The sequence below is a fragment of the Citricoccus sp. CH26A genome (assembly GCF_000224415.1).
GTDB lineage: Bacteria > Actinomycetota > Actinomycetes > Actinomycetales > Micrococcaceae > Citricoccus.
The window spans coordinates 1-18518 of record NZ_AFXQ01000003.1 but is presented as its reverse complement, the minus strand read 5'-3'; the positions used below and the strand labels follow the sequence as shown (position 1 = coordinate 18518).

Sequence of the window (18518 nt, the reverse complement as noted above, 5' to 3'; positions counted from 1 at the left end):
GCTCACGGGGTGCCCCCTTCCGTACCCGGGCTCGTGTCCTCGTCCTGCGATGGCGGCGCGCCACCCGGGTCACCCGGGACCTCGCCGCCCGGGCGGGTGCCGGCGTCCTCGCCCTCACTGTCCGCACCCTCGATCGGCTGGAAGGTCCCCGGCCCGGAGTTCTCCTCTTCTTGGGGCGTCACGATGCCCCGGTCCTCGAGCTGGCCGACGTCCAGGGCGGCCTGCGCGGCGGCCTCCTCCCCCAGCACTGCCTCGATGTAGGGGGTGCGGGCCAGCATGTCCGTGGCCGAGCGGTCCGCGAAGGCGTACAGCGGCCCGGCCAGCACGGTGAAGGACAACCCCAGGGCCACCAGTCCGATGGTCGGGGCGACGAGGCCGACCGTCGGGCCGCGGACCGTACGGCCCCTCCCGTCTCTGGCCTCCCGGGTGGCCGTCGAGGACGCCAGCGCGGCCTCGTGGGAGTCCATGGCCAGCACGAGCTTGGCGGGCGGGTGCTCGACGTCCTCCACGCGGCGCCAGAACGCACGGGTCCACACCCGGACCATGACGAGCAGGGTGAGCAGGGAGGTGACCACCGAGCCGACGACCAGGGCCCAGGCCATCATGCTGTCCGCCCCCACACCGGCCTGGACGAGTCCCACCTTGCCGAGGAAACCCGAGAACGGAGGGATGCCCGCGAGGTTCATGGCCGGCAGGAAGAACAGGATGGCGATGAGCGGGGAGATCCGGGCCAGTCCACCCAGCCGGTCCACGTTCGCCGTGCCGGCACGCTGCTCGATCAGTCCGGTGACCAGGAACAGGGAGGTCTGCACCGTGATGTGGTGGACCACGTAGAAGATGGTGGCGCCCAGGCCGAGCACGTTGGACATCCCCAGCCCGAAGATCATGTAGCCGATGTGCGAGACCAGGGTGAAGGAGAGCACGCGCTTGATGTCGTTCTGCGCGAGGGCCCCGAGGATACCCACGATCATCGTCAGGAGGGCGATCCAGAGCAGGACGGCGTTCACCCGGTCACCGGGGAACAACAGGGTCTCGGTCCGCACGATCGCGTAGACGCCGACCTTGGTGAGCAGCCCCGCGAACACCGCGGTCACCGGCGCGGGGGCGGTGGGATAGGAGTCCGGCAGCCAGAAGGACAACGGGAACACCGCCGCCTTGATGCCGAAGCCCACGAGCAGCATCACGTGCAGCACCATCTGCACGTCCGGGTCGAGCTGGGCGAGCTTGCCGGCCAGGTCCGCCATGTTCACGGTCCCGGTTGCACCGTAGATCATGGCGATGGCCGCCAGGAAGACCACCGAGGAGATGACCGAGACCACCACGTAGGTCACGCCGGCCCGCACCCGCGGCCCGGTACCGCCGAGGGTGAGCAGCACGTAGGACGCGGTCAGCAGCATCTCGAAGCCGACGTACAGGTTGAACAGGTCCCCCGCGAGGAACGCGTTGGACACCCCGGCCACCAGGATGAGGAAGGTGGGGTGGAAGATCGAGACCGGCCCGCCCTGGTCCTGGTCCGTGACGCCCTGGGCGGAGGCGTAGACGAGGACGGCGAGCACGACGGCCGAGGAGATCACCAGCATCAGCGCCGAGAACCGGTCCACCACCATGGTGATGCCCCACGGGGCCTCCCACCCCCCGAGGAAGACAGCGACCGCGCCGGTGTCCCAGGTGGCTGCCAGCAGCAGGCATTCCAGCATGAGGGTGATGGTGATGGTCGTGACCGTGACCGCGATCTGGGCCCGCGGGCGCCGGACCAGCACGAAGGCCAGTGCGGCCCCGAGGATCGGCAGTAGCACCGCCAGGGGGGCGAGGGAGACGAGGCCCTGGTCCATCAGCCATCTCCCTTCCGTCGGCGGCCCCGGGGGGCCCGACCGTCACCGTCTCGCGTGTCCTGCCGGTTGTCCTGCTGGTGCTCCGTGGACCGCGGCGGGCGGGAGCGCGGGCTGCCCGCCCGCTCGTCCTCATCGGGGAGGTGATCGTCGTGCCCGCTGGACCCGACGGGGCGTTCGCCCTCCTCCATCTCCTGCACTCGGCGGCGGCCGACCGTCGGCCGGACCCGGACCGTGCCGTCCCGCTGGGGCTTGACCGGCAGCGGCCCCGTGGACGGGTTGATGGCCGTCGCGTGCTCGTAGTCGGCGTTCGGGTCCTCGTCCTCGTCGAGGAACTCGGAGGTCTCCTCCAGCAGTTCGGCGTCGTCCTCGGCGTCGAAGGACGGCTGCTCGGCCACCTTGACGTCCTCGGTGTCCACGAGGACCTCGTCCCTCCGGCCCAGTTTCCAGGACCGGTAGATCATCCCCAGCATGAACGCCGTGATGGCGAAGGAGATCACGATCGCGGTCAGGGTCAGGGCCTGCGGCAGTGGGTCCGTGTACGCCCCGGGATCCAGGCCGTCCTCGACGAGCGGCGCCTCCCCCGGGGCACCGGACATGATGAGGATCAGCATATTGGTGGCGTTGGTCATCAGCAGGATGCCCAGCAGCACCCGGGTCAGGGTGCGCTCCAGCAGCAGGTAGACACCGCCGGCGTACATGACGCCCATGACGAGGAGCAGGACGATGTTCACGCTCACGAGATCACCCTCCCCGCATCCGGTGAGACGGGGCGCTCGGGGCGGGTCGGGGCCCGGCCGTCCCCGGAGGTGCTGCCGCCGGCCGAGACCGCGGAGGATGCCTCGGCCGAGGCCCGGGCCTCCCGGCGGCGCTGCTGGGCCTCGGCCTGGGCGGTCCCCTCGGCCTCCGAGCGGCGGTCCACCTCGGAGCCGAGCGACCGCAGGACGTCGATGACGAGGCCGACGACCACGAGGTACACGCCAATGTCGAAGACGGTGGAACTGACGAACTTGACGTCGCCGATCACGGGAAGGGCGAATTCGACGATCGCGGACTGGAAGACCTGCCCGCCGAACAGCAGGGGCACGGCTCCGGTCAGGGCCGCGATGGCCAGCCCGGATCCCAGCAGCACTCCCGCGGGGATGGGCATGGCCTGTTCCAGTTCGTACCGGCCACCGGCCAGGTAGCGGATGGTCAGCGCCAGTCCGGCGATCAGCCCCCCGGCGAAGCCACCGCCCGGGGTGTTGTGCCCGGCCAGGAGCAGGTAGATGGACAACAGGATGATGACGTGGAAGATCAGGCGGGTGACCACCTCGAAGATGATGGAGCGCCGCTCGGGCGCCACGGTTCGCCCGGCCACCAGCCACTGGTCCTGGTCCACGATGGCGAACTTGCGGACCGCCGCCAGTTCCTGCCGTTCCCGCGCGTCCTGCGCCCGGTAGCGGCCGACCGAACCCGACGCGACGTCCTGCAGGTTCCCCGGCTGGCGGTCCCGGTGCTGGATGAACACCAGCGAGGCCACACCGGTGGCGGCGGCCGCGAGCACGGCGATCTCACCGAAGGTGTCCCAGGCGCGGATGTCCACCAGCAGGACGTTGACGATGTTCGCGCCACCACCCTGCTCGTACGCCAGCCGTGGCATCTCCAGGGAGATCCGGTCGGCCGTGCGGGAGGCCAGGGCAGTGACGGCCACCGCGACCATCACCGCGCCGAAGGCGATGCCGAGGATGGCCCGGGGCACCTTGAAGTCCGAGCGGCGACGGGTGTACCAGCCCGGCGGCAGCATGCGCAGCCCCAGCACCATGGCCACCAGGACGATCGACTCCACCAGCAACTGCGTCAGCGCCAGGTCCGGGGCGCCCTGCAGCGCGAAGATCGCGGCGAGCCCGTATCCGGTCACGGAAATCAGCAGCACGGCCATGAAACGCTTCCGGGCCCGGATGGCGGCGAACGTGGCCACGATCATGGCGGCCCCGACCAGCACCTGGGCGATCGTGTCCGCCCAGGTCCATTGCGCCGAACCGAGGATGGACTCGGCAAGCCCCGTGCCGCCGTCGTTCTCCTGGGGGAAGAGCAGCGCCAGGAGCGGTGCGAGCAGCGCCACCGAGAGGATGATGAACAGGTAGTAGCTCAGCGAACCGCGCTGGGTGCGGCCGGTGACCCAGATGGCCACGTCGTCCAGCGCGGCCAGCGAGGCCCGGTAGAGGCGCTGGGCGTCCACCCAGGACGGCACCGCGGCCTGGAACCGGGCCACCGGGTCCTTCACCGCGTACAGGACGAGGCCCGTCACGATCACGGCCACCGAGAGCCCGAGCACCGGGGTGAGGCCGTGCCACAGCGCGAGGTAGGCCGGTTCGGATCCCGGTTCCAGGGGCGCCATCGACGCGCCGAACGCGGCCGGCAGGGCCTCCATCGCGCCGGGGATGAAGGCACCGGCCACGCAGGCCAGCGCCAGCAGGGCGGAGGGGCCGAGGGCACCCGCCGTGACCGGACCGTGGAAGCGGGTGTCCTCCACCTGGACGATCCCCTCGTCCGTGGGCAGGGACTTGGTGGCGAAGGCACCCCACAGGAAGCGGGCGGAGTACGCGACGGTCAGCACCGTGCCCACGGCCACGAGGACCAGCGGCGTCCAGGCCCAGGCGGAGGCCCACAGGCCGGCGCCGGCCGCGCCGTGCTCACCCCAGTGCGTCAGAGATTCCAGGACCGATTCCTTGGCCACGAAGCCGAACAGCGGCGGGATGCCCGCCATCGAGGCGGCGCAGACCACGGCCGTGCCGAACAACCACGGATGGTTGCGGCCGATGCCCGAGAGCCGGGCCAGGTCACGGGTTCCCGCCTCGTGGTCGATGATGCCGACGACCATGAACAAGGGGGCCTTGAACAGGGCGTGGGCCGCGAGCATCGCCAGCCCGGCCATGGCGGCGTCACGGTCACCCAGGCCGTTGGCCACCATGAGGAAACCGAGCTGGGACACCGTGCCGTAGGCCAGGATGAGCTTGATGTCCGTCTGGCGCAGGGCCCGCCAGCCGCCGACCAGCATGGTCCAGAGCCCGACGCCGATCACGAGCGCCTGCCACCAGCCGGACTCCGCGAAGGCCGGCGCCAGCCGCGCCACGAGGTAGACGCCGGCCTTGACCATGGCGGCCGCGTGCAGGTAGGCCGAGACCGGGGTGGGGGCGGCCATGGCGGCGGGCAGCCAGAAGTGGAAGGGCACCTGCGCGGACTTGGAGAGGGCGCCGACGAGGACCAGCACGATCGCCCACTCCATGAACGCCCCGGCGTAGGGGCCGGAGAGCAGCTCCGGGCCGGCGGCCACGATCTCGGAGAGCCGGTAGGTCCCGGCGGCCTGGCCCAGCATGACGAGGCCGACCAGCATGGACAGTCCGCCCAGGGTGGTGACCACGAGAGCCTGGATGGCGGAACGGCGGGCGAAGATGCGGTGGGCCGAGTAACCGATCAGCAGGAATGACAGGACGGAAGTCAGTTCCCAGAAGGTGTAGAGGACGATCAGGTCATCCGTGGTGACCAGCCCGAACATGGAGCCCGCGAAGGCCACCAGCTGGGCTCCGAAGGAGGCGTTCCGCGCCTCGTGGCGCTGGAAGTAGCGGGCGCAGTAGGCCAGGACGAGGGCGCCGACGCCCAGGATGATCAGGCCCATGAACGCGGCCAGGGCGTCCATCCGGAAGGACAGCTCGATGCCCAGGTCGGGGATCCACGCGTAGGTCTGGACCAGTCCGGTGCCGGCCGCGGAGGGCGGGGAGGCCCCGGAGTTGACGCTGTCCTGCAGCGCGAGGACCTCGGGGAGCTGGAACAGGAGCCAGACGAAGCCGAGGGCCGGTACGGCGGCCAGGACGTAGAAGCCGTTGCGGTCCGCGAACCGGAAGATGATCGGCGCCACCAATGCCACTGCGAAGAGTGCAATGAGCACGGTGAGCATGCGGCGGCCTCCAGCATCTCGATCGGGGAGTCCTGACCCATACTACCGGGCGCGCCCGACCGCGTTGACCGGGCGGCCGTTCCGGACAGGCCTGCAGCGGTGCCTCCCGGGGCGACACCTCACCGGATCAGGGCGCGTCGCCCCTGGTCATCACCGTTCCGCGCCACGCGGTCGAGGGCCTGCGGGCCCCGTCCCGGGGATGCGTCAGCGGGCGCCCAGCCGTTCATCGGCCCTCGGGTCGCGGACCCGCAGGAGCAGGACCATTCCGAGGACGAGCACCAGCAGGATGGCCGGCACCATGGCGCGGGAGTCCCCGGTCAGGGCGATCGCCACGGAGATCAGGGCCGGGGCCATGAAGGACACCGCCCGTCCGGTGGTGGCGTACAGCCCGTAGATCTCCCCGGCCCGCTCCTCCGCGGTCAGCCGGCCGAGGAAGGAGCGCGAGGCCGACTGCACGGGACCGACGAAGAAGCACAGGGCCAGGCCGAAGATCCAGAATGCGGTGGTGCCGTCGAGGAAGAAGACGATGGTGGCGGAGACGATCAGCCCGACCAGGGACCCCAGGATGACGCGCTTGGGACCCACCCGGTCGTCGATCCAGCCGCCGAGGAAGGACCCCGCCGCGGCCACGATGTTGGCGGCGATGCCGAAGATCAGGATGTCCGCCGGGTCCACCCCGTAGACCGTGACACCCAGGATCGCGCCGTAGGCGAACACCGCGCCCACGCCGTCGCGGAACACCGCCGAGGAGACGAGGAACCAGAAGGTGTTGCGGTCCCGGCGCCACAGCCCGGTGACGGTGCGCAGCAGGATCCGGTAGGACTCCAGGACGCTGACCTTTCCGCCCCGCCCGCCCGTCCGGTTCTCGGGGACGCCGAACAGCAGGGGCAGGGCGAACACCAGGAACCAGAGGGCGGAGAACAGGGCGACCACGCGGACGTTCATCGCGTCGTCGTCCGTGATCCCGAACCAGTGGGTGTCCCCTGCGATGAAGCCGACGTAGAGGACCAGCAGCAGGAAGATCCCGCCCACGTAACCGGCGCCCCAGCCGATCCCGGACACCTTGCCGATGGTCCCGGGCGTGGCCACCTGCAGCAGCATGGCGTTGTAGTTCACCCCGGCGAACTCGAAGGCCACGTTGGCGGCGGCGATGAGGACGACGCCGAGCACCAGGTAGGACTCCTCCGGGCGCACGAGGAAGCACAGCGCCGTCAGGATGATGACCACGGCGGTGTTGAGGCCGAGCCAGAGCTTGCGCCTCCCGCCGCGGTCGGAGCGCTGGCCGATCACGGGTGCGGTCAGCGCGATGACCAGCCCGCCGATGGCATTGGCCGAGGTCAGCCACTGGGTGCCCCGGTCATCCGGGCCGAAGGCGTCCGAGGCCAGGTAGGTGGCGAACACGAAGGTCACCATCACGGCGTTGAACGATGCCGAGCCCCAGTCCCACAGCGCCCAGGCGGTCACGTGCTTGCGGTTCAGGCGGCGCGCGAGCGGGCCGGCGTCGTCGGCGGCGGCTGCCTGGGGACCGGGCGCTGACGTGGGCTCGGACGCCGGCGGAGTGGAGTGGCTCATGCGGGGCATCGTACTGGCCGCGGGCAGCACGGGAGTGAACGCCCGCTCCCGGGTCACGAGCGGCTCAGATGACCAAGAGCTGGGATCGTCGGTATCCCGCCGCCCCGGAAGGCGACGAATCCAGCACATGATGCCTGGAACCGCCCGCCGGGCCGCGCGAACGCCTGGCGGGAGGTCTCCCTGCTCAGCGCTCGATGATCGTGCGGTGGTAGTTCAGGTGGGACCGCGAGGCCGTGGGGCCGCGCTGGCCCTGGTAGCGGTTGAGGTAGGGGCCGGAGCCGTAGGCGTGTTCGGCGGGCGAGGACAACCGGAAGAAGCACAGCTGGCCGATCTTCGACCCCGGCCAGAGCTTGATCGGCAGGGTGGCCATGTTCGACAGTTCCAGGGTCACGTGGCCGGAGAATCCGGGGTCGATGAACCCGGCGGTCGAGTGCGTCAGCAGTCCGAGCCGGCCCAGGGAGCTCTTGCCCTCGAGCCGGGCGGCGATGTCCTCGGGCAGGGTGACCTGCTCGTAGGTTGAGCCCAGCACGAATTCCCCCGGGTGCAGGATGAAGGCCTCCTCCGGGTCCACCTCCACCAGCCGCGTCAGGTCCTCCTGGGGCTGGGAGGGATCGATGTGTGCGTACTTGTGGTTGTCGAACAGCCGGAAGAACCGGTCCAGGCGCACGTCGATGCTCGAGGGCTGCACCATCTCCGGGGCGGAGGGGTCCAGCTGGATGCGCCCGGAGTCGAGTTCGGCCCGGATGTCGCGGTCGGAGAGCAGCACGGGGCAACGATAGCGCACCGGCCGTGCGTCAGGGCCTGGACGGGGAATACCCTCTTCCCATGACGGTGTATGAGACCCCGCTGCCGGGGATCGGATCACGCAAGGAGATCGAGCTGCGGGACGGCCGACGGATCGGCATCGTCTCGCACCGGGACGGCCACACGGAGCTCATCGTGTCCTCCCTCGAGGACCCCGACGCCTGCGTGGCCTCGGTGCCCCTGTCCCACGAGGAGGCCGCCTCGCTCGGGGCCCTGCTGTCCGCTCCCCGGCTCGTGGCCCAGCTCGAGGACGAGCACGCCGAGGTGCCCGGCATCTCCACCCGGCAGATGGTGCTCGCCTCGGACTCCCCGTTCGTCGGGGAACCCCTGGGGGTCACCCGCATGCGCACCCGTACCGCGGCCTCGATCGTGGCGGTGATCCGCGCCGGGACCACCCATCCCTCACCGGGCCCGGAGTTCCTCCTGGAGGAGGGTGACGTGCTGATCATCGTGGGCACCAACGAGGGCCTGCGCCGGGCCGCCGAGATCCTGTCCCTGTGACGCCGTGACCCCGTGAACACCACCACCCTGGCCCTCATCGAGCTCGGCGCCATCCTGCTGCTGCTCGGAGGGCTGGGCCGGTTCGCCGCCAGGATCGGGATGTCGCCGGTGCCGCTGTACCTGCTGGGCGGGCTGGCGATCGGCTACGGCGGCATCCTCTTCGGCCGCGACCTGAACCCCATGACGCACGACTCCGAACTGGTCCCCTTCCAGGACATCAGCGAGTTCACCCACCTGGCCAGCGAGATCGGCGTGGTCCTGCTGCTGCTGATGCTGGGGCTGGAGTACTCGGCCCGGGAACTGGTCACCGGGATGCGGGCGTCCTGGCGGGCGGGTCTGGTCGACCTGGTCCTGAACTTCCTGCCCGGCGCCGTGGCCGGCTGGCTGCTGGGCTGGGGCGCGGCGGGTGCCGTCGTCCTCGGCGGGATCACCTACATCTCGTCCTCCGGCATCATCGCCAAGGTGCTGGGCGACCTCGGCCGGCTGGGCAACCGGGAGACGCCGGTCGTCCTGTCCATCCTGGTCTTCGAGGACCTCGCCATGGCGGTCTACCTGCCCGTGCTGACCGCCCTGCTCGGCGGGCTCACCGTGGCCGCCGGGGCCCAGGCACTCGGGGTGGCGCTGCTGGTGGTCGCGATCGTCCTGGTGGTGGGGCTCCGGTTCGGACCGCAGATCTCGCGCTTCGTGGCCTCCCCGGAGCAGGAGACCTTCCTGCTCAAGGTGCTCGGCCTGGCGTTGCTGGTCGCGGGACTGGCCGGCGCCCTGCAGGTCTCGGCCGGCGTCGGGGCCTTCCTGCTGGGGATCGCGATCTCGGGGGCCACCGCGCACTCGGCCCGGGACCTCCTGGAACCCCTGCGGGACCTGTTCGCCGCCCTGTTCTTCGTGCTGTTCGGCATGAACACGGATCCGCGCACCCTGCCCCCGGTGCTCGGCTGGGCGCTGCTGCTGGCGTTGGTCACGGCGCTGACCAAGATCGCCACGGGCTACTGGGCGGCGCGCCGGGCCGGGATCGGCACCGCCGGCCGATGGCGCGCCGGGGCCGCCCTGACCATCCGCGGTGAGTTCTCGATCGTCATCGCCGGCCTGGCCGTGACCTCCGGGGCCATGGCCACCGACGTGTCCGCACTGGCCACCGCCTACGTCATGTCCCTGGCGGTCATCGGACCGGTGCTCACCCGCTACGCGGACGGCATCGGCCGGGCCGCGGCCCGTCGGCAGTCCCGTCCCGCCGGTGCGCAGACGGCGAGCGGGCGGGCACCGGACGGGCGGGCGGCGGACGGGCGGGCGACGGACGGCGAACTGAGCCTGGACTGACGGCGGGCCACGGGGACCATGCCCCCCCGAAGCACCCTGGACGGCCCGCGATCGCCACGCCGAGCGCACGTGGCACGCCACGCGGCCCAGAGCGTGTAAGCTGAAAAGCACGTGACGGGCGCGTAAGCTCCTGTCCTGCGGGCGTAGCTCAATGGTAGAGCGCTTGCTTCCCAAGCAAGATACGCGGGTTCGATTCCCGTCGCCCGCTCTCTTCATGTCCAGAGCGGCCACTGGGCCTCCTCCGGTCAGGCATTGAGGGGGCGCCCGATGGTCGAGGTACTGTCCGGGTTCACCGTGGTCTGGGTGATCATCCTGGTCGGATACCTCACCGGCCGCACCGGTGTCCTGGGCACCCATGGCCAGCAGGTCCTCTCCCGCACCGCCTTCTTCGTGGCCAGCCCGGCCCTGCTCTTCGACACCCTCGCCGCCGCCGACGTGCAGTCGGTCCTGGGCCCCCAGCTGATCGTCGCCAGTGCCTCCGCGCTGGCCGCCGGGGGCATGTACCTGCTGGTGGCCCGCCTGCTGCTCCCCCGCCGGAGCGGCTCCGAGACCGTCATCGGCGCGCTGAGCGCCTCCATGGTCAACTCGGCGAACCTCGGCATCCCGATCGCCGCCTACGTGCTCGGGGACGCCGCACTCGCCGCCCCCGTGCTCATCTTCCAGCTCGCGCTCTACACGCCCATCTACGTCGCGTCCCTGGACGCCACCACCGCGGCGGAGGCCCGGGCCCGCGGCCGGAGCGCCGGGGCGGGCCACGACGCCGGCCGCCGGGCCGGTCCGATCCGCCCGGTCGGCCGGTGGGCCAGGTTCTGGCGACAGGTCGGGCACATCGCCCTGAACCCGATGATCATCGGTTCGGCGCTGGGCCTGGTCTTCTCGGCCACCGGTTGGCAGTTGCCGGGCCCGGTCGCTGAATCCGTCAGCCTGATCGCGGGCGCGTCGATCCCCGCCATGCTCCTGGCGTTCGGGATGTCCCTGGTCGGCTCGCGCCCGCTGGAGAAGGCCGCGGGGCGCCGCGCCGACGTCGCCGTGGCCTCCGTCATCAAGCTCATCGTCCACCCGGCCCTGGCCTGGTTGCTGGCGGGTCCGGTCATGGGCCTCGAGGGCGACGCGCTGCTCATCGCGGTGGTCCTCGGTTCCCTGCCCACGGCCCAGAACGTCTTCGTGGCCGCCTCGCGCTACGAGACCGGCATGGTCATGGCGAAGGACACCGTGCTGGTGACGACCATCGTGGCGATCCCGGCGATGATCGCCGTCGCCCTGCTCCTGGCCTGACCCGGGGTCAGCCCTCCCGGGCGACCCGCAGGAGCGCCTCTGACGGCTCCTGCCCCTGGCCCCGGTACGCGGCGATCAGGCGTGCCGCCCGTTCCTTGCGCAGTTCGCGTTTCGGATCCAGGCTGGCCTGCCGGTCCGCGGAACCGTAGATGGACGAGGCGATGTACGCCAGTCGCCACCGGAGCCGGAACCAGAAGCCCAGCCCGGTGCTGTCACTGGTGACCTGGTACGGCTTGTCGGCCATGGCGCTCGCTTCCCTCGGTGCCCCGCGCTTCCGCCGGACACGGTCCTGCCGCTCGACGTCGAGGCGGCCTGATCAATCTATCGAGGCCCACCCCCTGCATCCGCCCTAGGATGCTTTCATGACAGACCAGCAGTCATCTCCGCCGGCGACGTCCTCGCAGCAGACGCCGTCCGGGCCCGCCTCCGGCGCCTCGTCCACGCTCCTGGAGACCATCCGGGCCGGGTACCGGACCGAGGGCGACGCGATCACCCTGGGGGCCGCCGTCGTGGACGACGTGGTCCATGCCGATGCCCCGGTCCGCCTGCCGCTGGCGATGATGAACCGGCACGGGCTGGTGGCCGGCGCCACCGGCACCGGCAAGACGGTGACCCTGCAGGTTATGGCCGAGCAGCTCTCCGCCGCCGGCGTCCCGGTGTTCCTGGCGGACGTCAAGGGTGACCTGTCCGGGCTGGCCACCGCGGCCACCCCGAGCGACAGGCTCGCCGAACGGACCGCCGCCACCGGGATGCCCTGGCAGCCGGCGGCGTTCCCGGTCGAGTTCCTGGCCCTGGGCGGGGACGGCCCGGGCATCCCGGTCCGCGCCACGGTGGACTCCTTCGGCCCCCTGCTGCTGGCCCGGATCATGGACCTCAACGAGACCCAGGAGTCCTGCCTGCAGCTGATGTTCCACTGGGCCGACGAGCGTGAGCTGCCGCTGGACGACCTCAAGGACTTGCGTGCGGTCGTCATGCACCTGACCAGCAAGGAGGGCAAGGAGGACCTGCGGGGGCTGGGCGGGGTGGCCACGTCCACCGCCAATGTCATCCTGCGCGAGGTCACGGCGCTGGCGGCCGGCGGGATGGACGCCTTCTTCGGCGTCCCCGAGTTCGAGACCGCCGAGCTGTTGCGCCGGGCCCCCGACAGCCGCGGCGTCATCTCCTGCCTGGAACTGCCCAGCCTTCAGCAGCGGCCCCGGGTGTTCTCCACCTTCATGGTCTGGCTGCTCGCGGACCTCTTCGCGGAACTGCCGGAGGTCGGGGACACCGACCGGCCGAAGCTGGTGTTCTTCCTCGACGAGGCCCACCTGGTCTTCGACGACGCCTCGGACGCCTTCCTCGACGCGATCACGACGACCGTCCGGCTGATCCGGTCCAAGGGCGTGGGCATCTTCTTCGTGACCCAGTCCCCGCAGGACGTCCCCGAGGAGGTGCTCGGCCAGCTCGCCAACCGGGTCCAGCACGCGCTGCGCGCCTTCACCCCGAAGGACGCCAGGGCCCTGCGGCAGGCCGTGCAGACGTTCCCGCACACCGAGTACGACCTCGAGGAGGTCCTCACCTCCGCCGGCACCGGTGAGGCCGTGGTCACCGTGATGGACGAGGACGGCGCACCGACCCCGGTCGCCCTGACCCGGATGTGGTCCCCCACCTCGGTCATCGGCCCCTCCACGCCGGAGGTCCTCGACGCGGCGGTGGCCGCCTCCGCCCTGCTCGAGGCCTACGGCCAGGACCAGGACCGGGTCTCGGCGTTCGAGCGCCTCACCGGGTCCGCGACCGCGGAGCCCGACGCCGACGCGGCCCGCCCCGTGCCGACGGGCGGGTCCGTGGGCTCGCACACCCCCGGTGCGGGCCAGTCACAGGCGGACATCGACGCCGAGGCGCGGCGCATCGAGGCCGAGATCCTCGGCCACCCGGTGCCCTCGTCCGGTCCGGTCGAGGCCCCGCGGGATGAGCCGGCCCCGCGGCGCGCACCGACCCCGCCCCCGCGACGCGAGCCGGCCCCGGCCCGGTCCCGCCGGGAGGAGAACCCGATGGCCGAGGTCGTCGAGGACATCGCGCGCACCGCCGCCACCGCCTTCGGCCGCTCCGTGGTGCGCTCGGTCTTCGGCACCAAGCGGCGCGGCCGCCGCCGTGGGGGCCTGTTTGGCTGAGCGGGTGGACGCACGCGGACAGCAACACGGCACCGGCCGGCCCGGCCGCACCCTGGCCCTGTGGGGCGGGGCCGCCGCCCTGGCCCTGGTGGCCGGGGGCGTGGCGATCGGGACGGTCAACGCGACGGTCTACTCCCCCGAGGCCCAGGTCGAGCGCTACCTCGAGGCGCTGGCCGCTGGGGACGGTGCCGCGGCGCTCGGATTGGCCGGCGGCACGGGCACCGGCGCGGAGGGCTCCGGCACCGGGGATTCCGGCACTGCGGATTCCGGCACCGGTGATTCCGATACCCCCGGCCCACCCCCGGGGACGGCCACCACGCTGCTGGACGGTGGGCCGCTGGCCGCCGGCTTCGCCGCGCTGGAGGACGTCACCGTCTCCCGGGGCGCGGAGACCGGGAACGGCGTCGAGGTGGAGGTCGGCTACCGCGTGGACGGCGAGGACCACGCCACCACGTTCGCCGTGGAGCACGAGGGGCGCGACTGGCTGTTCTTCGACCGCTGGCGGATGGCACCAGTGGCCCTGTCCACGGTCCGGGTGGCCCCGGGGGTGTGGCCCGCAGAGGCCGCCGGGCAGCACCTGGCGGGGACGGTGAACGGCGAGGAGGTCACCCTGACGGGTGAGTCGTCCCCGGTCCAGGACTTCGCGGTCCTGCCGCCGGCGGCGGTGAGCGGCGCAGCCACGAGCACCTACCTGGAGGCGGGCCCGGTGCGGACGGTCGTGGACGGGGCCGATCCGTCGGCACCGCTCCCCCTGACCCTGACCCTGCGATACACGGAGGCGGTGGCCGCGGAGGCGAACCGGCAGGTCGACGAGTACCTGTCCGAGTGCACGGAACAGCAGGTCCTCCACCCGGCGGGCTGCCCCATGGGCTACGACACGCTGAACCGGATCCCGCCGGACACCATCAGCTGGTCCGTCTCCCCGGACCCGACAGTGGAGATCGAGCCCCTGCCCGCCGACGACGAGGGCGGCGAAGGCGCACCCGGGGAAGCCGACGTGACGGTGGCCGCCCCGGTCCGCACCGAGGCGCGGCTGACCCTCGAGGAGATCGACCTGGTCACCGGCGAGCGTCGCCGCGTGGAGCACGCGGAGCCGGTCGTGCTCGAGGCCGACCTGCAGGTCGGCCCGGAGTCGGTGCGCTACGCGCCCCAGGCTCCCTGAGCCCGCCCGGCCGCAGGCTCAGCTGGCGCCGCGGGTGGCCAGGGACTTGCCCCAGGCCTCGATCCCCTGCCAGTCCCGGAAGTCGCCGTACTGGCCCTTGGCGAGCCTGATCATCAGCTTCTCGAACCAGCTGAGTTTCTCCTCGTAGAGCGCCCCGCGGAAGTACCCGACCTCCTTCGGGCCGTAGGCCTCCAGGGTGGTGCGCAGACCGTCGTCGAACTCGGGGCCGGCACCCGAGGCCAGGATGAACAGCGGCTTGTTCGCCAGCTCGGCCCGGTGGGTGTCCAGGAAGGCCTTGCCCGCCTTCTCCAGGGACCCGGCATAGATCGGCAGCGCGACCACCACGGCGTTCACGGAGGCCAGCCACTGCGGCGCGCCCTGCGGGTCCTCGACGACCGTGGTCACGCCCTTGTTGGCATGCAGGACCGCGGCGATGCGTTCACCGATCTCTCGGGTCGAACCGTGCTTGGACGAGGCAACAACCAGGGTGGTCATGGGATACGGCCGCCTTCGGGTCTCTCGGGTGCGGTGGGCGTTGTCAGTGTATCCCGCGCAGGTCCAGGTCCAGCCGGGTCTCCGGGACGACGTCCCCGTCACCGGCCGGGTCCGCGTGCACCGTGACCGGGATCCCCCAGTCCTGCTGGTACAGGTGGCAGGCGGCGTGGTCCGGGATCGGCTGGCCCTTCTCGCCGTCGCAGGACGCGGCCCGGGCGGTGATGTGCAGGACGCCCTCGGCGATGTCCGGGTTGATGCGCAGCGTGCGGACCAGCCCGGTCGAGGTGCCCTCGCCGTCCAGCAGCAGTTCCTCCGGGGAGGAGGAGATCTTCAGCTGCGTGGGGTCGCCCCAGCGGTCGTCGAGCTTCTGCCCGGTCGGAGCCTCGAAGGCCACGGTCAGCTCCAGCTCACCGGCGGCCACCGCGGTGCGGGGGCGATGGGTCTGCAGCGCGCCCTCGTCGACCTGCAGGTACTCCTCCGGCACGGACAGCCGGACCAGCTGGTGCGCGTTGGTCTCCACCACCACGATGGAGGCGGCGTTCCCCTCGGCGTCCGGCTCCACCAGGATGTCCGAGGGCTCCTTCAGCCCGCGGGCCAGGGTGGACACGCTCGCCTCGGTCGGGCGTCCGTCCGGAGCGACGCCGGCCGGCGCGTACCGGCGGATCGCGCCGTTGTAGGTGTCGGCCACGAGCACGGAGCCGTCCGGCAGGGCGGCCACGCCCAGCGGGTGCTGGAAACGGGCCTGGTCGGCCGCGCCGTCGCGGAAGCCGAAGTCGAACAGTCCGGTCCCGACGGCGGAGCTCACCCGACGGCTCAGCGCACCGTCCGCCGCGGCGGGGTCGGCCGGGCTGATCCGGCGCAGGGCGGAGGACTCGGAGTCGGCCACCCAGATCGTGCCGTCCGCGGACTCGGCGAGCCCGGAGGACTGGGCGAACCAGGCCACGGTGGGATCCCCGTCCTCCAGTCCCTCCAGCCCGGTGCCGGCGTAGACGGCCAGGTCCCCGGTGCGCGGGTCGAAGCTGAACAGCTGGTGGGTGCCGGCCATCGCCACCACGAGGGTGTCCTCCGCCGTGGACCACAGCACGTCCCAGGGGCTGGACAGCGAGGTGCGCAGCGGGTCGGTGCCGAAGGGTGCCAGGGAGAGGGTCGCCTCCGTGTCGGGGTCGGCCGCCTCGCGGGCCCGTTCGGGGTCGATCAGCCGCTGCACGCCGTTGCCGGCCACGGTCCGCACGGTCCCGTCGGCCAGGCGCACGCCGCGCAACCGGTGGTTCACGGAGTCGGCGACGACGACGTCGTAGCCGACCGCGTCCGCCACGTCCTGGGGCAGCAGGGTCAGGCCCTGCGGCTCGTTGAACAGGGCGGCGTCCGGGCCGCCGTCGGCCAGGCCCTTGGCGCCGGGCACGGTGGCCGGGTCGGCGCCGCCGTCCGCGCCCGGTTCGCCGATGCCGCCGATGGTGCGCACCACGGTCGTCAGGTCGTCGGCCAGTTCCACCAACCGGTGGTGGCCGGTGTCCGCCACCAGGAAGGTGCCCGCCTGCGCGCCACGGGCGCCCAGGGCGATGGCCTTGCCGGGGAACTTGAGGTCCCGGGCCACGGGCTCCGGCGGGACGTAGGGGCCGTTGCCGCGGTGCAGGGTTCCCTTGGCCTCGTGCTCGGCGACGAGTTCCTCGACGAGCGAGGTCAGTCCCGCGACGTGACCCTCACCGGACAGGTGGGCGGCGATGTATCCCTCCGGGTCCACCACGACGAGCGTCGGCCAGGCACGCGCGGAGTAGGCCTGCCACGTGGTCAGGGCCGGGTCGTCCAGGACGGGGTGCTGGACGTCGTAGCGCTCCACGGCGGCGGCGAGCGCCTCCGGGTCCGCCTCGTGGTCGAACTTGGGCGAGTGGACGCCCACGGTGACGAGCACGTCCCGGTACTCGGCCTCGAGCGGACGCAGTTCGTCCAGCACGTGCAGGCAGTTGATGCAGCAGAAGGACCAGAAGTCCAGGATGACGATCTTGCCCCGCAGGGCCGCCAGGTCGAGCGGGTTCCCGCCGGTGTTCAGCCAGCTGCGCCCGTGCAGCTCGGAGGCCCGCACGCGCGAGGTCGCACGCGGTGCGGGGGCCGTGGCCGTCGCGGCGGTGGCGGTGGCTGGAGTGCTGACCGGCTGGTCTTCAGGGCTGCTCATGGGCTCCATTGTCGCCGAGAGCCGACGGGCGGTTCCAGCCGGTGAAGTCACACAACGCCACGGGCGTAATCGACCCGGCTCCGTTTACTCCTCGTGGCCCTGGTCGCGGCTCATCTGGTCGTCGGCGGGCGGGGTCTCACCGGCCGGGACGCCGCCGCCGGGCTCCAGCCCGGTGACATTGCCCTCCGCCGGGTCGGGGTTCGTCGAGCGGGACTGCTCCTCCGACGTCGGCTCCCAGTCCTGTTCGTCACCGGTGCCGGGCTGGTTGCCGGCGTCGGTGACGCCCCGCTCCGGCTGGTGGGTTCCGTGCCGGTCCAGTTCGCTCGTCTCGGTGTCCCGGAAGCTGTCGTCGGGCTGGGGCTGTCCACCGTGGGCCATCGTCGTCTCCTCGCGTGCGTCGGGTCGTCCGGTCATGCCGATGCCCTGTCCGGCACACCACCCTCCGGGTCTCAGCCCGTCAGGACCTGCGTGCGGTGGGACGTCCGGACGTCGGTCCCGCCATCCTGTCAGCAACCCGGCCGCCCGTGAACCCCCACCCGGCCGGGACGGTCCGGCCGGGCGGTCCGGCGCACCGCCGTGACTCGCCTCGTCGGATCCCGTGCCTGACGGTGCCGGAACGCGTCACAGCGATCCGACGGCGGCGGCCAGGACCTGTTCGCCGATGGTGGTGAACTCCTCGCCGGCCACCTCGGGCTGCCCGATGAAGGAGACCATGACCACGTGGTCCCCGGCCCGGCCGATCAGCACCTGGGCGGTGGTCTCCGCTCCCCCGCCGGCCGGGGTCCGGGTCCACACCAGCCCCGAGTCGACGTCCGCGCCGTCGGACCGGGAGGCCCGGGCCGTGACGTCGAAGGTGCTCTTCTGCAGGTTCTCGTCCGTCACGGTCATCGTCAGGTCGGGGCAGTCCGCCACGAGCCGCTCGACGTTGGCCAGGTGCCGCTCCAGCACCTCCGGGTCCTCGAGTGAGGCGACCTCCACGCTGCCGGTGCCGGTGAAGCCCTCCGAGCCGAAGTCCAGGCGGGCGGCGTCCGCACCGGGCAGCAGGATCGGCGACCAGTCGACCGCCGTGAGCGGTGCCTTGCACCCGGCCGGTTCCACCGTGGTCCCCGAGGTGTTCGTCTGGCGCAACCGGGACTCCTCGCGGGTCCGCTGGATCTCGGCGTCGGTGGCGGAGACCTGTTGGGTGAACCCGAAGCTGGCCGCGCGCTCGGCCGCCGCGCCCACGGCCCGCTGGTCGGCCCGCGCGTCGGAGGCCTGCGCGGTGGCCTCCGCGTCCGTGGGGGCGGCGGAGGCCGTGCCCGACGACGGC

At 72.0% G+C, this 18518-nt stretch carries 15 protein-coding genes and 1 tRNA gene; 6 read left to right on the top strand and 10 right to left on the bottom strand.

Translation table 11 applies throughout. The features are described 5' to 3' along the window. Positions 1–2 precede the first annotated feature (2 nt). The 5 genes from CITRI_RS0102510 to dcd all read right to left on the bottom strand — a co-directional run bounded on the left by CITRI_RS0102510 (position 3) and on the right by dcd (position 8104). On the bottom strand, positions 3–1832 hold the full coding sequence (locus CITRI_RS0102510; RefSeq protein ID WP_010142999.1) for a Na+/H+ antiporter subunit D: 1830 nt from the start codon (positions 1830–1832) through the stop codon (positions 3–5). Further along, positions 1832–2569, bottom strand: a complete 738-nt coding sequence (locus tag CITRI_RS20560) for a Na(+)/H(+) antiporter subunit C (protein ID WP_010142998.1) — start codon at positions 2567–2569, stop codon at positions 1832–1834. Before CITRI_RS20560 ends, CITRI_RS0102510 begins: the two co-directional genes overlap by 1 nt. Further along, positions 2566–5766, bottom strand: coding sequence for a Na+/H+ antiporter subunit A (locus CITRI_RS0102500; RefSeq protein ID WP_010142997.1), 3201 nt, complete (start codon positions 5764–5766; stop codon positions 2566–2568). Before CITRI_RS0102500 ends, CITRI_RS20560 begins: the two co-directional genes overlap by 4 nt. A gap of 204 nt (positions 5767–5970) precedes the next feature. Continuing rightward, positions 5971–7338, bottom strand: a complete 1368-nt coding sequence (locus CITRI_RS0102495; RefSeq protein WP_010142996.1) for an MFS transporter — start codon at positions 7336–7338, stop codon at positions 5971–5973. Positions 7339–7522: 184 nt separating this feature from the next. Further along, positions 7523–8104 carry a dCTP deaminase gene (gene dcd / locus CITRI_RS0102490; protein ID WP_010142995.1) on the bottom strand — a complete coding sequence of 194 codons (582 nt, stop codon included), beginning with the start codon at positions 8102–8104 and terminating at the stop codon, positions 7523–7525. Positions 8105–8163: 59 nt separating this feature from the next. Between dcd and CITRI_RS0102485 the strand changes: the two genes are divergently transcribed. From CITRI_RS0102485 to CITRI_RS0102470, 4 genes are all read left to right on the top strand, one after another. Next, a complete protein-coding gene (locus tag CITRI_RS0102485; protein WP_010142994.1) occupies positions 8164–8643 on the top strand; it encodes a cation:proton antiporter regulatory subunit in 480 nt (159 codons plus the stop codon). Between the two features lie 12 nt (positions 8644–8655). Next, positions 8656–9957: a cation:proton antiporter gene (locus tag CITRI_RS0102480; RefSeq protein ID WP_010142993.1), complete on the top strand. Its 1302-nt coding sequence runs from the start codon at positions 8656–8658 to the stop codon at positions 9955–9957. Between the two features lie 137 nt (positions 9958–10094). Next, positions 10095–10165, top strand: a tRNA-Gly gene (locus tag CITRI_RS0102475). Positions 10166–10224: 59 nt separating this feature from the next. Further along, positions 10225–11232 carry an AEC family transporter gene (locus CITRI_RS0102470; RefSeq protein ID WP_010142992.1) on the top strand — a complete coding sequence of 336 codons (1008 nt, stop codon included), beginning with the start codon at positions 10225–10227 and terminating at the stop codon, positions 11230–11232. Positions 11233–11239: 7 nt separating this feature from the next. Here CITRI_RS0102470 and CITRI_RS15985 read toward each other — a convergent pair whose 3' ends face one another. Then, entirely contained in the window at positions 11240–11476 is a 237-nt protein-coding gene (locus CITRI_RS15985) for a hypothetical protein (RefSeq protein WP_010142991.1), read from the bottom strand. Between the two features lie 118 nt (positions 11477–11594). Between CITRI_RS15985 and CITRI_RS0102460 the strand changes: the two genes are divergently transcribed. Continuing rightward, entirely contained in the window at positions 11595–13382 is a 1788-nt protein-coding gene (locus tag CITRI_RS0102460) for a helicase HerA-like domain-containing protein (protein WP_010142990.1), read from the top strand. Between the two features lie 4 nt (positions 13383–13386). Beyond that, on the top strand, positions 13387–14544 hold the full coding sequence (locus CITRI_RS0102455; RefSeq protein WP_010142989.1) for a hypothetical protein: 1158 nt from the start codon (positions 13387–13389) through the stop codon (positions 14542–14544). Positions 14545–14562: 18 nt separating this feature from the next. On the opposite strand, the gene CITRI_RS0102450 is transcribed toward CITRI_RS0102455, so the two are convergent. The 4 genes from CITRI_RS0102450 to CITRI_RS19560 all read right to left on the bottom strand — a co-directional run. Further along, positions 14563–15039, bottom strand: coding sequence for a flavodoxin domain-containing protein (locus CITRI_RS0102450; RefSeq protein ID WP_010142988.1), 477 nt, complete (start codon positions 15037–15039; stop codon positions 14563–14565). 43 nt (positions 15040–15082) lie between these two features. Next, positions 15083–17209 carry an NHL domain-containing thioredoxin family protein gene (locus CITRI_RS0102445; protein ID WP_010142987.1) on the bottom strand — a complete coding sequence of 709 codons (2127 nt, stop codon included), beginning with the start codon at positions 17207–17209 and terminating at the stop codon, positions 15083–15085. An 84-nt stretch (positions 17210–17293) separates the two neighbouring features. Beyond that, the gene (locus CITRI_RS20555; protein ID WP_029138978.1) at positions 17294–17527 is read right to left on the bottom strand and encodes a DUF6480 family protein; all 234 of its coding nucleotides are present in this window, start codon (positions 17525–17527) and stop codon (positions 17294–17296) included. Between the two features lie 303 nt (positions 17528–17830). Next, positions 17831–18518, bottom strand: a 688-nt coding sequence (locus CITRI_RS19560) for a hypothetical protein (protein ID WP_010142985.1), incomplete at its 5' end; no start/stop codon positions are given.

Excerpts from the sequence above, each read along its gene's own strand:
- CITRI_RS0102500 (WP_010142997.1), bottom strand. The coding sequence starts at position 5,766 with ATGCTCACCGTGCTCATTGCACTCTTCGCAGTGGCATTGGTGGCGCCG.
- CITRI_RS0102445 (WP_010142987.1), bottom strand. The coding sequence starts at position 17,209 with ATGAGCAGCCCTGAAGACCAGCCGGTCAGCACTCCAGCCACCGCCACC.
- CITRI_RS15985 (WP_010142991.1), bottom strand. The coding sequence starts at position 11,476 with ATGGCCGACAAGCCGTACCAGGTCACCAGTGACAGCACCGGGCTGGGC.
- CITRI_RS0102485 (WP_010142994.1), top strand. The coding sequence starts at position 8,164 with ATGACGGTGTATGAGACCCCGCTGCCGGGGATCGGATCACGCAAGGAG.
- CITRI_RS0102495 (WP_010142996.1), bottom strand. The coding sequence starts at position 7,338 with ATGAGCCACTCCACTCCGCCGGCGTCCGAGCCCACGTCAGCGCCCGGT.
- CITRI_RS0102450 (WP_010142988.1), bottom strand. The coding sequence starts at position 15,039 with ATGACCACCCTGGTTGTTGCCTCGTCCAAGCACGGTTCGACCCGAGAG.
- CITRI_RS0102460 (WP_010142990.1), top strand. The coding sequence starts at position 11,595 with ATGACAGACCAGCAGTCATCTCCGCCGGCGACGTCCTCGCAGCAGACG.
- CITRI_RS0102470 (WP_010142992.1), top strand. The coding sequence starts at position 10,225 with ATGGTCGAGGTACTGTCCGGGTTCACCGTGGTCTGGGTGATCATCCTG.
- CITRI_RS0102510 (WP_010142999.1), bottom strand. The coding sequence starts at position 1,832 with ATGGACCAGGGCCTCGTCTCCCTCGCCCCCCTGGCGGTGCTACTGCCG.